This is a genomic window from Pseudomonas sp. GM79, assembly GCF_000282495.1.
GTDB lineage: Bacteria > Pseudomonadota > Gammaproteobacteria > Pseudomonadales > Pseudomonadaceae > Aquipseudomonas.
The window spans coordinates 1-13772 of sequence record NZ_AKJE01000121.1 but is presented as its reverse complement, the minus strand read 5'-3'; the positions used below and the strand labels follow the sequence as shown (position 1 = coordinate 13772).

Genomic DNA, 13772 nt, shown 5'->3' with positions numbered 1-13772 from the left:
CTATTGCGGCCGCATCGGCATGTGCGGCGCGACACTGGATACCGCGTAACGGTAATGTGCGGCAGTCAAGAACCTACTTATTGTTCCCGCTCCGACGGATAACAACATGCAGATACTATGGAACGATGGCGAGCGTACCTTCTGTCGAGAGTTACGCTCGGGTGTGGAAGGCAGCCGCAATGTTCTGGTTGCACGACCTGCTGCTGAACAACCGCTTCCGGCTTGTCTTGGCCGTTTCGCCCACGAATTTGGCCTGAAGGACGAACTGGATGGCTCTTGGGCTGTGCGTCCACTTGAGATGGTGCGAGAAAGTGGGCAGATGTATCTGCTGCTGGAGGATACGGGTGGCACGCCGCTTGTGCAGCTGCTGGTTGCCCCCATGGAAACGCCAACTTTTCTGCATCTTGCCATTAGCATCGCGCAGGCATTGGGAAAGCTCCACCAGCGCGGACTCGTCCATAAAGACATCAAGCCCTCTCATATTTTGGTGAACTGCTCCGACGGTCAGGCCCGGCTTACAGGGTTCGGCCTCGCCTCGTGGTTACCGCGTGAGCGACAGGCGCCTGAGACCATCGCCGGCACGCTCGCCTACATGGCACCTGAGCAGACCGGCAGGATGAATCGCTCGATTGATTTGCGCAGCGACCTCTATTCCTTCGGCGTCACGCTTTACCAGATGCTCACGGGTTCGCTGCCGTTTACGGCATCTGACCCGATAGAGTGGGTGCACTGCCATATCGCCAAACAACCGCAGCCACCGAGCGTGCGGGTCGAAACCGTCCCCGATGTGCTTTCCCGGATTGTCATGAAGCTGCTCGCCAAGACGGCTGAGGAGCGCTACCAGACGGCTGCGAGTGTTGAACACGATCTGCGGCAATGCCTGGCAGACTGGGAGTCCTTGCGCCACATCAATGCCTTTGCGTTGGGTGAGCAAGGGACATCCGATCGGCTGATGATTCCCGAGAAACTCTACGGGCGCGAGCATGAGGTGAGTACCTTGATCGCCGCGTTCGATCGGATCATCGCCAGCAGCGCGCCGGAGCTCATGTTGGTCACCGGCTATTCCGGTATTGGCAAATCCTCTGTGGTCAATGAGCTGCACAAAGCGTTGGTCCCGCCGCGAGGACTCTTCGCAGCTGGCAAGTTCGATCAATACCGGCGCGATATTCCCTATTCGACGCTGGTGCAGGCCTTTCAAAGCCTGGTGCGCACGCTGCTAGGCAAGAACGACACTGAGCTGGCGCAATGGCGTGACGCATTACAGAACGCACTGGATGCCAACGCGGGGCTCATGACCGACCTCATTCCCGAACTGAAGCTCATCATTGGTGAGCCGCCACCGGTGCAGACACTTGAGCCTCAACAGGCGCAACGCCGTTTCCTCCTGGTGTTCCGGCGCTTTATCGGTGTATTTGCCCGGGCGGAGCATCCGCTTGCCCTGTTCCTGGACGATCTGCAGTGGATCGACGCGGCAACGCTCGACCTGCTGGAGGATCTGTTGACCAGCTCGGATGTGCGGCATCTGATGCTGGTGGGTGCCTACCGCAGCAATGAGGTGAATGTCGCGCACTCACTAACGGTCAAACTTCAGGCCATTCGGAACGCGGGGGGCAGGGTAGATGAAATCACGCTGGCGCCGCTCGCGAAGGGACACATTGAGCAGTTGATTGCGGATGCGCTTCACGACGAGCTTGCGCACATCGAGCCCCTGGCGCAGTTGGTGCTGGACAAAACCGCCGGCAACCCGTTCTTCGTGATCCAGTTTCTGCAAACGCTCGCTGACGAACAGCTGCTGACTTTCGATCATCAAGCAAGGCAGTGGTGCTGGAGTCCGGAGCGCATCCATGCCAAGGGCTACACAGACAACATCGTGGACCTGATGGTCGGCAAGCTGACCCGCTTGCCGGCTGAAACGCAACTGGCATTACAGCAGCTTGCCTGTCTGGGGAACGTTGCCGGGACCACGACGCTTTCGACCGTTCTGGGCATCCCCCAGGCACAGATCCGCACGGTATTGTGGGAAGCCGTACGCCAGGAGTTGGTTCAGCGGCTGGAAGGCGCTTATGGCTTTGTTCATGACCGTATTCATGAAGCGGCCTATTCACTGATCCCCAAGGGGGCTCGCGCCGAGGCTCATCTGCGAATAGGCCGGCTGCTCGCAGCGCAGACGCCCTTGCAAGGGCGGGAGGAGGCGATCTTTGACATCGTCGGCCAGCTCAACAGCGGCGCAGTGCTGCTCACCGATCAGGCCGAGCGGGAGCAATTGGCAGAGCTCAACCTGATGGCCGGCCAGCGCGCCAAGGCGTCAACGGCCTATGCTTCGGCGCTCAACTATCTCACCACGGGCGCGCAGCTGTTGGACGACAGCTGTTGGACGCGTCTCCATGGGTTGATGTTCGCGCTGGAGTTGAACCGGGCCGAATGCGAGCTGCTGACCGGGCAGTTATCGGTCGCGGACAAGCGCCTGGCGGCGCTGTCGGATCGTGCCACGACTACGATCGAACGAGCCAATGTGGTGTGCCTGCAAATGGATGTCTACCTGCTCATGGATCGCAGCGATGACGCGGTTGCTGTCTGTCTCGACTATCTGCGGCATGTGGGCATCGAGTGGTCGGCCCATCCGAGCGACGATGAAGTGCGCCAGGAGTACGACCATATCTGGTCGTTACTGGGCGATCGGGAAATCGAGGAACTGATCGATTTGCCGCTGATGGAGGATGCGGGCTCCCTCATGACCGTCAGCGCTCTGAGCAAGCTCTTCCCGCCTGCCTTGCAGACGGATGCGAACCTGACGGACCTGTTGATCTGCAAGGCGATCAGCCTGAGCCTCGAAGGGGGCAACTGCGATGCCTCATGTGTGCATTACGCCAATGCATTCAGAGTCGCCGGACGGCGTTTCGGCGATTATGAGGCAGGATTCCGATTCGGCCAGCTCGGCTGCGAACTCGTTGAACAGCGAGGCCTGAAGCGATTCGAAGCCAGTACCTATCTTTGTTTCTCGAATTTTTCCGTGCGCTGGATGAAGCCCGTAGAGCAATGCCGCGACCTGCTGCACCGCTCATTTGCTGCGGCGAACCGGATCGGTGACTTGCCATATGGTGCTTATGCGGGCAATAGCCTCACCTCCGACGCTCTCTTCGCCGGCGAGCCATTGTCCGAGGTACAGGACGAAGCCGAACGTGGCCTGGCTTACGCCAGGAAAGTGCGGTTCGGGCTGGTTACCGATTTCATTGGCACACAACTGGCGCTGATCCGGATGCTCCGGGGTTCGACGCCAGTATTCGGTTGTTTTGATGATGGACAGTTTGACGAGCCAGGCACCGAAGCCCACCTGTCCAGCAATCCGGACCTGGCATTGGCCGAGTGCTGGTACTGGGTTCGCAAATTACAGGCTTGCTACATGGCCGACGACCCCAGGGCGGCCATGCAAGCCGCCGCAAAGGCACAGCAGTTGCTATGGGCGTCATATTTGTTCTTCGAGGAAGCTGAGTTTTACTTCTATGACGCACTGGCTCGTGCCCGATGGTGCGACAGTGTCCCGGTGGACGAGCGTGCGCAGCACTTGATCGCAATGGCGACGGATCACCGGCAACTCCAGATCTGGGCTGAACAGTGTCCAGAGAATTTCGCGAGCCGGGCCGCGCTGGTCGACGCCGAGATCGCCCGCGTCGAAGGGCGCATGATCGAGGCCGAGTTGCTTTACGAACAAGCCGTCCACTCGGCGCAGAAGAGCGGCTTTGTCCATATCGAAGCACTTGCCAACGAACTGGCGTCTCGCTTCTACGCGGCCCGCGGTCTTGGGAAAGTAGCTCGCGTTTACTTGCAAGACGCCCGCTACGGCTACCTGCGTTGGGGCGCTGATGGCAAGGTGCGGCAGCTTGAGGCGCGGTATCCGTTGCTGAGGACCGAAGAGCAAACGCTCGGCCCGACAACGACGATGGTCGCACCGGTCGAACACCTCGATCTGGCCACCGTGATAAAGGTCTCGCAGGCCGTGTCGGGAGAGATCGTTCTGGAAAAACTCATCGACATGATCATGCGCACGGCCATCGAACAGGCCGGTGCCGAACGAGGCGTGTTGATTCTGTCGGACACGGGTGAGCACCGCATAGCCGCGCAAGTGACCACTGGCAGCCATTCGATGCAGTTGCGCGATGAGCTGATGACTTCGGCGCTGCTGCCAGAGTCACTGCTCTACCATGTCCTGCGCACGGGTGAGAGTGTTTTTCTTGATGATGCCCTGACCGAGGCCCCGTTTGCCGAAGACCCCTATATACGTCGGCACCACGTCCGATCGGTTCTCTGCCTGCCGTTGATGAACCAGGCCAAACTGACCGGTGCGCTTTACCTCGAAAACAATCTGACCGCCCGCGTGTTCAGTCCAGCCCGGATTGCCGTATTGAAACTGGTGGCCTCACAGGCTGCTATTTCGCTGGAAAATGCCCGTTTGTACCGTGAGGTCGCGGAGCGCGAAGGGAAGATTCGGCGTCTCGTAGACGCCAACATCATCGGGATCCTCGTCTGGAATGCCGACGGTGACATCATCGAGGCCAATGATGCATTTCTTCGCATGCTGGGATACGAGCGAGAGGATCTTGTCTCGGGCTGTCTGCGCTGGAGAGATCTGACAACACCGGAATTTCGTGAACTCAGCGAGCACTTTCTGGCACAAGCCGTGCGGACCGGCTATGCCCAACCCTACGAGAAGGAATATTTCAGAAAGGATGGTAGTCGCCTGCCGGTGATTGTCGGTTTGGCCATGTTCGAAGCCAGCAGCAAGGAAGGTGTCGCTTTCGTGCTGGATCTGACCGAGCGCAAACAGGCGGAAGAAAAAATCCGCGAAAGCGAACGACGCTATCGCGAGGTGCAAACGGAGTTGGCCCACGCGAACCGCGTCGCGACCATGGGGCAGCTTGTCGCCTCGATTGCTCACGAAGTCAATCAACCGATTGCAGCGGCCATCCTCAATGCAAACGCCGCGCTGCGCTGGCTGAACGTCCAGCCGCCGGAGATCGATGAGGTCCACAAAGTACTTGGCAGCCTCATCATGGATGCCAATCGGGCAGCCGATGTATTGGGTCGAATTCGTCGGCATATCCGCAAGGCACCACCGCAAAAGGGGGCGGTGGACATCAACGCGGCGATTCGCGAGATGATCGAGTTCACCCGTGGCCAGATCATGAAGAGTGGGGCCTTGATTCGGACTCAACTCAAAGACGGTTTGCCATTTATCGAAGGCGACCGCGTTGAACTGCAACAGGTGCTGCTCAACTTGATCATGAATGCGCTCGAGGCCATGAATGGTGTGAGCGAGGGGGAACGCCAATTGCACATCAGCACTCTGTTAAATGACGCCGGTTGTGTGCTCGTCAGTGTGAGCGATTCGGGGACAGGGTTTGCCTCGGAAAACACCGAGCAGATTTTCGCATCTTTCTACACCACCAAGCCCACCGGATTGGGGATGGGGTTATCAATCTGCCGCTCGATCATCGAGGCACATGGCGGCCATTTGTGGGCAAGCGTCAACCGGCCCCGCGGTGCTACCGTTCAATTCACCCTTCCTGTCGAACATCATTGAATCTACTGCAGTCTGGTCGCCTGCAATCAGATGCTCGGTTTAATACTTAGGTTTAGGGGAGGTATATTAATGGTCACTTAAATTAATCCTGCGTACAAATGAAGCTTCGCAGTCCTGACGATATATTACATAACAAGGGTCTGCGGAGAGTTTGTCGTGAATACTCTAGCTATCAAGTTGATAAGTGGATTTTCATCGCTTCGATCAGCAATCGTTTTCTGTCTGACGATAATGGCAATAGACCTCGCTGGTTATTTGAAAGCGCTGATGCTCGAAAGTTGTCTGTTTGTCGAGCGCTGCAATGGTAGTCAGTCGCCAAGAAGATCTTTCATGTTTCCATTGGGGTTAGTACATATTGAAAACAATGTGGGTGATTTGCCAATAGGTTCGCACTTGGTTAGCCCGCGTAAATTTTATGCGCATCATGGTATATACCTTGGGCATGGAGACATAGCTCATTACTCTGGATTTAGTAGTTCACTCAAGCCAGGTCCCATCGAAGTGACTGACCTTGAAAGCTTTGCAAACGGCAAGCCAGTCTGGTTAGTACGGGAGTCGTGTGAATATTCAAGTGATGAAATTGTCAGCCGTGCGCGTTCTAGAATAGGTGAAAGTCAATACAGGATTATGTCCAATAACTGCGAGCATTTTTGCAATTGGTGCATTAGTGGGGAAAGTTGTAGTGTCCAGGTCAGGGCGTTTCTCCATTGCCCGCGTTATCTGCTTTCTTTTATTTTAGCGTTGGAACTGTATTTTATTGCATGATTTTTTTCAGTGTTTTTGGGTGGTTATAATCATGTTTGTGTGCGCGCTTACGCAACGTAAAGTGTTGTGCTAGACTTTTTCCTTCAACCAACCAAAGAGGGCTGTGCATGAACGGAAATCCACCATCCAATGAGCAAGGCAGTAAAAGTTCTATGGTGTTCGTGGTGGATGACGACGCTTCCATGCGCGACGCATTAAGCAATCTTTTACGCTCTGCCGGTATACAAGTCGAGACGTTCGCATCCACTGCGGAGTTTCTTCGACAGCCAAAGACAGAGGGTGCAAGCTGTTTGATCCTTGATGTACGACTTCAAGGTAACAGTGGTCTTGAGTTCCAAAGCCAGTTAGCTAAATCCAATGCCAATATTCCGATTATTTTCATCACTGGGCATGGGGACATCGAAATGTCTGTCAAGGCGATGAAAGCCGGCGCGGTGGATTTTTTGGCAAAACCGTTCCGTGAACAGGACCTTCTGGATGCGGTGTCTGCCGCACTGCAGGCCGATGTCAAACGCCGGCAATTTGAGCAGCAGTTTTCAGATCTGCATGCCCACTATCAGACGCTGACAGCTCGTGAGAAAGAGGTAATGGCCCTTGCAGTCAAAGGTCTGATGAATAAACAGATTGCAGGGCAGATGAATCTGAGCGAGATCACCGTGAAAATTCACCGCGGGCATGCAATGAAAAAAATGCACGCAAAGTCGTTTGCTGATTTGGTTCGGATGGCAGAGTCATTAGGGGAGCGTCTTGATCGTTGATCAGAACAACAGGTTTGAATCGTTCCTGATTTCCTGGACACACTCTGCAGGTGTCTTCGAACCGGCTGCGTAACCTCCACCGCAAATCCATATGCGTTTTTACATACGCTGGGCCGAAAGCAGCTTATCGCGAGGGGCCGCTATCGGTGTCGCATCCGGCTGCGCCTCTGCGAGCGGATGTCGAGACTGACCCCATAAGCTCCTCGATAAACGCAATACTGTTCACTTAAGCGAGTTAGCGAGACGCTTCAGTCATGCTGACCTTTGTGGCGAGCGAGCTTGCTCGCGTTGGGCTGCGTAGCGGCCCCAAAATTCTGATAACAATCGCCGATTTTGTGAGTGCTACGCACTCAAGCGGGAGCAAGCTCCCTCGCCACAGGTTTCTCATTGACTCAAGACGTTCTTAAGTGAACAGCATTGCGTCGATAAACGGTGCTTTCTGTGCCAGGTATTCACCTATGCCGCCGGTGTTGCTTGCTTCCAGTTCAAGTTTGAGTTCTTGATATTGCTGGCGAATCACAGGGGCATCCCTGAGCAAGTCACGAAAACGGAGCATTCTTTCGATTTGACCGTGGCCGGTGATACAAACGTGGGCCTTATGTGTTCGCACACCATCGACATCGCGGCGATAAAAATGGTGTCCCGCGGACAGATCGCTTCCCCGTGCGTAGCCTAGTTCGCGCATGACATTGTCTCGGGAGGATTCGTTTCGATGCTCCGCAACCTCGACCAGGAGGTCGATCTCTGGCTTGGCTGCGAGCCCGGGAACGGCGGTACTTCCGACATGATGGATGGCAACAAGCTCAGTGCCAAACGCCTTCGCGATCTGCTCTTGGGCACTGACGAAGAGCGCGGGCCATCTACTGTCGTAGGGGGAAATCTTGCTGGTTAATGCCATGTGCTTCTTCCTTGTATCCGCGGGTTTGGCAATGGCGATTCCAGGATTGTGCGTGCTCTACACGCCGCCAGGCAGTATCCATGAGAGGGCGGGATGTTAGCGTCTCCAAAGAACCCAGCCAACACTATTCAGTCGAGCGAAGATCCCGGTTCGTCCAGATGATCGATGTGCTTGAAGCGCTCGACCAGGAAATCGATCAGGCTGCGCACTCGCGCCGACAGGTGCAACTGTTGCGGGTAAACGGCATAGACATCGGCGCGGGTCGGTGTCTGATCCTCCAGTACCAGGCGCAGGCGCCCACTGCGCACGTAACGGGCGATATCCCATTCGGCTCGAAGCAGAATCCCGTAACCTTCCAGCGCCCAATTCAGGGCCACTTCACCGTCGTTACAGCCTAAGGCGCCGCGCACTTTGATGTTTTGCGTGCGCCCGCCGTTGGTGAAGCTCCACACGCCGTAGGGCGTTTCGTTTTGTCTCAGGAAGATGCAGTTGTGTTGTTGTAAATCCGCCAAACGTTGCGGCACGCCATGCTTTTCCAGGTACAGCGGCGAGGCGCATAGCAGGCGGCGATTGGATGCGATCTTGCGTGCATGGAAGGCCGCGTCCGGCAGGGTGCCGAAACGAATGCCCAGGTCAAACCCGTGAGTCGCCAGGTCGAGCGGGTGATCGCTGATTTCCAGCTGTATTTCCACCTCCGGGTACTGCGCGAAGAATGCGCCCAATGCGGGGCCGATGTAGCGCCGACCGAAGCCCAGCGACGCGTTGACACGAATCAGGCCTTTAGGGGTTGCCCGGCTGCTGCTGAGCAACTGCTCGACCTCATCGATCTGCGTCAGGATGCGGGCGGCATGGGAAAAATACAGTTCACCTTCCGAGGTCAGACTCATTGAGCGCGTGGTGCGGTTGACCAGGCGGATGCCTAGTCGTGCTTCCAGCGCGGTCAGGCGTTTGCTCACCGCTGGCGGTGTCACGCCCAGCTCTCGAGCCGTCGCCGCCAGGCTGCCCTTGTTGGCCAGCAGGTAGAAAAAAGACAAATCCAGTGTCTGGCTCATTGATAACTCAAATTCATCTATGTAGTGATTTGGAGTAACTCACGCTCATTTGCTCACTACATATACTCCGCTCACACCCTGATTGAACACCCCCGTTCGACAGGCACAACAAGAACGTGACGAGAGTGGAGTTAACGATGAGTGCATACAAAATTGCTGCAGTTCCCGGTGATGGTATCGGTGTTGAAGTGATCGCCGCAGGCGTCGAGGTACTGCAAGCCCTGTCGAAAAAATCCGGTTTTGACCTGACGTTCAAACACTACGACTGGAACTCCGATAACTACCTGAAAAATGGTTACTACATTCCTGAAGGTGGCCTGGAAGAACTGAAAACCTTCGATGCCATTTTCTTCGGTGCTGTCGGTGCGCTCAACGTACCGGATCACATCTCCTTGTGGGGCCTGCGTCTGCCGATCTGCCAAGGCTTCGACCAGTACGCCAATGTGCGTCCGGCTCGCGTATTGCCAGGGGTAAAAAGCCCTCTGCTCAATGGTGATCAAATCGATTGGGTCGTGGTGCGTGAAAACTCCGAGGGCGAGTACTCCGGCAACGGCGGTCGTGTTCACCGTGGCCTGCCTGAAGAGGTCGCCACCGAAGTGTCTGTGTTCACTCGTGCCGGGGTCGAGCGTATTCACCGTTTCGCCTTCGAACTGGCCCGGAGCCGTCCTCGCAAGCATCTGACCATGGTCACCAAATCCAACGCTCAGCGTCACGGCATGGTGTTGTGGGACGAGATTTTCTACGAGGTCGCCAAGGATTTTCCGGATGTGAAGATCGACAAGGAACTGGTCGACGCGGTGACCACGCGCATGGTGCTTAAACCGTCGACGCTGGACGTGATCGTCGCCACCAACCTGCACGCCGACATCCTGTCCGATCTGGCTGCCGCGTTGTCCGGCAGCCTGGGTATCGCGCCGACCGCCAACCTGAACCCTTCGCGTAAATTCCCCTCGATGTTCGAACCCATCCACGGCTCGGCCTTCGACATCACTGGCAAGGGTGTTGCCAACCCGATCGCGACGTTTTGGACCGCGGCGATGATGCTCGAACACCTGGGCGAGACAACCGCGGCCAAGCAGCTGATGTCAGCTATCGAAGCCGTGACCGAAAGCGGTCTGCATACCCCGGATCTCGGCGGTAACGCCACCACCCGACAGATCACCGATGCCGTCATCGCCTTGATCAACCGCTGAAATTTTCCAGCGATTCAAAGTAGTACTGCGGCACAACGCCAAGGGGCGGCTCACTGAGTCCGACCCCTTGGCATCTCCTGACAACAATAAAAAATCAGGGCCCTGTCATGAAAAGAATATTTGGCAAACTCTACGTACAAGTGCTCATCGCAGTCATCCTCGGCGCCATTGTCGGGGTGTTCGTTCCCGAAACCGGAACAGCGCTCAAACCCTTGGGCGACGCGTTCATCAAATTGATCAAAATGCTGCTTGCACCGGTGATCTTCCTCACGGTGGTGACGGGCATTGCACGTATGGAGAACATGAAAGAGCTGGGGCGTGTTGGTTTTCGTGCGCTGATCTATTTCGAAGTGGTTTCCACGCTGGCGCTGGTCGTCGGCCTGGTCGTGGTCGATGTGTTCAAACCCGGTGCAGGCATGAACATTGATGTCGCCTCGCTGGATACGTCCAGCCTGGCCACCTACACCACGGCGGTGAAGCATGCGTCGTTCATGGACTTTGTGATGAACATCATCCCCGACACCATCGTGGATGCCTTTGCCAAGGGCAACGTTCTGCAAATCTTGCTGTTCTCCATTCTGCTCGGTGTTGCCCTGGCGCATGTCGGACCACGCGCCAAGGTGTTCGTCGACACGCTGGATAGTCTGATGCAAGGGATGTTTCGCATCGTCAACATGGTGATGCGCCTGGCCCCCATCGGCGCCTTCGGGGCGATTGCCTTCACCATCGGCAAGTATGGCTTCGGCTCGTTGTTCTCCTTGGGCAAACTGATGGCTTGCGTCTACCTGACCTGCGCAGTGTTCGTGATCTTCGTACTCGGGCCGATTTGCCGCTACAGCGGTTTCAGCCTGTGGAAGTTTCTGAAATTCATCAAGGAAGAACTGTTCACCGTACTGGGTACCAGCTCTTCGGAATCGGTGCTGCCGCAAATGATTTCCAAGATGGAAAAGGCCGGTGTTTCCAAACCCGTTGCCGGGATGATCATTCCCTCGGGCTTGACCTTTAACCCGGATGGCCAGGCGATCTACTACACCATCGCTGCCATCTTCATCGCGCAGGCCACGAACACGCCGCTGACCCTGACGGATCAATTGATCGTTCTGGCGGTGCTGATGTTCACCTCCAAAGGCTCGGCGGGGGTGACCGGTTCGGGGTTCATCATTCTGGCGGCGACGTTATCGTCCCTCGGCACCATTCCGGTGGCGGGCATGGTGCTGCTGCTGGGCGTCGACCGGTTCATGTCGGAAGCACGTGCGATCACCAACACCATCGGCAACGGTGTCGGGACCATGGCCATTGCCAAATGGGTGGGGGCGCTGGATACCGTCAAGATGCACAAAGCGCTTAACGGGGAGGCCGCGGAGCAGAAGCCCGAAACGGTTCAAGCGGACATTGTTGCTGTGCCTTCAGCGATGCCAGCCAAAAGCCTGTTGCCGGACTTCAAAAGTGTCTCGCAGGGGTGATAGTGCGGCGGCCAGGCAGGATTGATTCATTGTGCCTGGCTATCGCTCACTGCATTTTTTTGTTCCTGGGATCGTCCGCCGGGTTGAGGTAAGTGATCCCCCAAGGCCCTGTGCCGTGGAGTTGAAGCACGGTTTCCTGTTCTCGACTGGCGCCGTACATCGACATGCCGACAGGAATGATCAGGGTGTCACCCGGATGATAGGCCTTGGCCCGTGCCGGATCGAATGTGTCTCCGGTGGCGAAGTAGAAGGTGCCCGAAATAACGGTTACGCGTTCGGTCACGGGATGGGTATGCACGCCGATTTTTGTATTGGCCGGCAGCTTCAAGCGCAGGGTGAAGGGCTCGGCGGCTTTCAGGTCACCTTCAATCACAGCAATCATTGCGCCGGGGCCCACTGCCGGCGCAGGTTTCCAGTTGAGTCCGGATGAGGTGGCGGCAATAAAACCCGCTTCCTCGGCCAGGGCGGTCAATGTCAGAAAGGTAGGGCTGAGCAGGGCCAACAAAACAGCGGCCGTTTTGTGGGCAGTCATCATGGTTTCCTCGTGTCTGGTGGGCTCAACGCACAGGAGCAGAGCCTGTGCAATCAAGTCATATACGTTGACGGTAGCCGAATGCCGGAGTGCGGATATACCCATTGTGAACCAGTGCTATAACGCATAAGCATGAATTTATGCTGGCCTGGTCCTACCGGCGCCCACCCTGAGGAGTGACAACCATCATGAAGAAGATCGACCCAAAAGACGGCGAGGAGAGAGGCTCTGTCTCTGCACTGATAGAAGCAAAAATCAAGGCGCTGACTGACTGGCGGGGTGAGACCCTCGCTCGGGTTCGAACGCTGATCAAGCAGGCCGACCCTGAAGTGGTCGAGGAGTTGAAATGGAGAGGGGTTCCGGTGTGGTCGCACGCCGGCATCATCTGCACGGTGAGACATACAAGAATGTCGTAAAGATGACCTTCGCCAGCAACACCCGACGTGCCATTGATATTCATGAAGGCGAAAGGGTTGATGAAGAGGCGTTGAAGGCGCTGATTCGCGCCGCGGTGGCGCTCAATACGTCGAAGTAAATTGTTCTATACGGCTAACTGATCGACTCCAGAGTTCTCGGATAAAAAAATCGGCACTGTTTAGATCGATTATTTCTTTCGGTTCTTTATATAGCTCTGGGGCGAATATCCATAACTGATAAAACCACGTCTTCGTTTTGATTCTGTATGCGATGAAGACGATGTCGCCGCTATAACAGACGTTGCCGTACCGCCCGCGACACTAAAGCGGTTTCAACATCAAATCCTGCTGCTCGGCCATCATCTTGTCGTCCCTTCGCCAGTCCTTAGAATCCGCCTCCATCAGCTTCGTCCAACTATCGAATCGCTTAGGGAGTTACACCATGATGAACGCCATGCAGATGCCAATGCCGATGATGAACGCCAACATGTCGATGATGCCAATGATGGGCATGCCGATGATGGCGACCATGAGCTGCGAAATGATGGACGACGGCATGATGTGCAAAATGATGCCGGCCGCTGGCATGGACATGGCCATGTTCAAGAACAGCGCTGAAATGATGCAGATGATGATGAACTGCGGCATGCCGATGATGATGCACTGCGCCAACATGACCATGATGTGCATGTCCCAGGCGAGCATGACCATGCCGACGATGAACATGATGATGCCAATGCCGATGATGGGCATGCCGATGCCATCGATGAAGTGCGTGATGGAGTGCACCATGATGGCCGACTGCATGATGTGCAAAATCATGCCGATGGCCGGCATGAACATGGACATGATGAAAAGCTGCTGCGACTTGATGATGAAAATGATGAACGATTGCAGCATGCCGATGATGATGAGCTGCAATGGCATGCCGCTGATGTGCTGCACCTGCTGATCCCTGACTGTCACAAAAAAGCCCCCGCGACCTAACGGTTACGGGGGCTTTTTCATTCCGGCAGACACCACATTCCCCCGTAGGAGCGAGGCTTGCCCGCGAAGGCGGCGTGTCAGCCAATATCAATGTTGGATGTGCTGGCCTCATCGCGGGCCCGCTCCCACA

Annotated in this window: 9 protein-coding genes and 1 pseudogene; 7 read left to right on the top strand and 3 right to left on the bottom strand. The window is 56.1% G+C overall.

The window, feature by feature from the left end; genetic code table 11:
* The first annotated feature begins 106 nt into the window (after positions 1-106).
* From PMI36_RS00255 to PMI36_RS00260, 3 genes are all read left to right on the top strand, one after another.
* Entirely contained in the window at positions 107-5578 is a 5472-nt protein-coding gene (locus tag PMI36_RS00255) for a trifunctional serine/threonine-protein kinase/ATP-binding protein/sensor histidine kinase (protein WP_008076649.1), read from the top strand.
* A 156-nt stretch (positions 5579-5734) separates the two neighbouring features.
* Entirely contained in the window at positions 5735-6343 is a 609-nt protein-coding gene (locus PMI36_RS31190; protein ID WP_008076648.1) for a lecithin retinol acyltransferase family protein, read from the top strand.
* Positions 6344-6450: 107 nt separating this feature from the next.
* A complete protein-coding gene (locus PMI36_RS00260) occupies positions 6451-7101 on the top strand; it encodes a response regulator transcription factor (RefSeq protein ID WP_008076647.1) in 651 nt (216 codons plus the stop codon).
* Between the two features lie 403 nt (positions 7102-7504).
* Here the strand turns inward: PMI36_RS00260 and PMI36_RS00265 are convergent, their stop codons facing one another.
* Both PMI36_RS00265 and PMI36_RS00270 read right to left on the bottom strand, forming a co-directional pair.
* A complete protein-coding gene (locus PMI36_RS00265) occupies positions 7505-7999 on the bottom strand; it encodes a GrpB family protein (protein ID WP_008076646.1) in 495 nt (164 codons plus the stop codon).
* Between the two features lie 128 nt (positions 8000-8127).
* On the bottom strand, positions 8128-9051 hold the full coding sequence (locus tag PMI36_RS00270) for a LysR family transcriptional regulator (RefSeq protein ID WP_008076644.1): 924 nt from the start codon (positions 9049-9051) through the stop codon (positions 8128-8130).
* A 137-nt stretch (positions 9052-9188) separates the two neighbouring features.
* Here PMI36_RS00270 and PMI36_RS00275 point away from each other — a divergent pair, with 137 nt between their 5' ends.
* Positions 9189-10244, top strand: coding sequence for a tartrate dehydrogenase (locus PMI36_RS00275; protein ID WP_008076642.1), 1056 nt, complete (start codon positions 9189-9191; stop codon positions 10242-10244).
* A 107-nt stretch (positions 10245-10351) separates the two neighbouring features.
* Entirely contained in the window at positions 10352-11707 is a 1356-nt protein-coding gene (locus tag PMI36_RS00280) for a dicarboxylate/amino acid:cation symporter (RefSeq protein WP_008076641.1), read from the top strand.
* 46 nt (positions 11708-11753) lie between these two features.
* Here PMI36_RS00280 and PMI36_RS00285 read toward each other — a convergent pair whose 3' ends face one another.
* On the bottom strand, positions 11754-12239 hold the full coding sequence (locus tag PMI36_RS00285; RefSeq protein WP_032830787.1) for a cupin domain-containing protein: 486 nt from the start codon (positions 12237-12239) through the stop codon (positions 11754-11756).
* 188 nt (positions 12240-12427) lie between these two features.
* Between PMI36_RS00285 and PMI36_RS0130040 the strand changes: the two are divergent.
* Together PMI36_RS0130040 and PMI36_RS32210 are read left to right on the top strand one after the other, a co-directional pair.
* Positions 12428-12774, top strand: a pseudogene (locus PMI36_RS0130040) (DUF1801 domain-containing protein).
* A 323-nt stretch (positions 12775-13097) separates the two neighbouring features.
* A complete protein-coding gene (locus tag PMI36_RS32210; protein WP_081499330.1) occupies positions 13098-13607 on the top strand; it encodes a hypothetical protein in 510 nt (169 codons plus the stop codon).
* Positions 13608-13772: the final 165 nt, after the last annotated feature.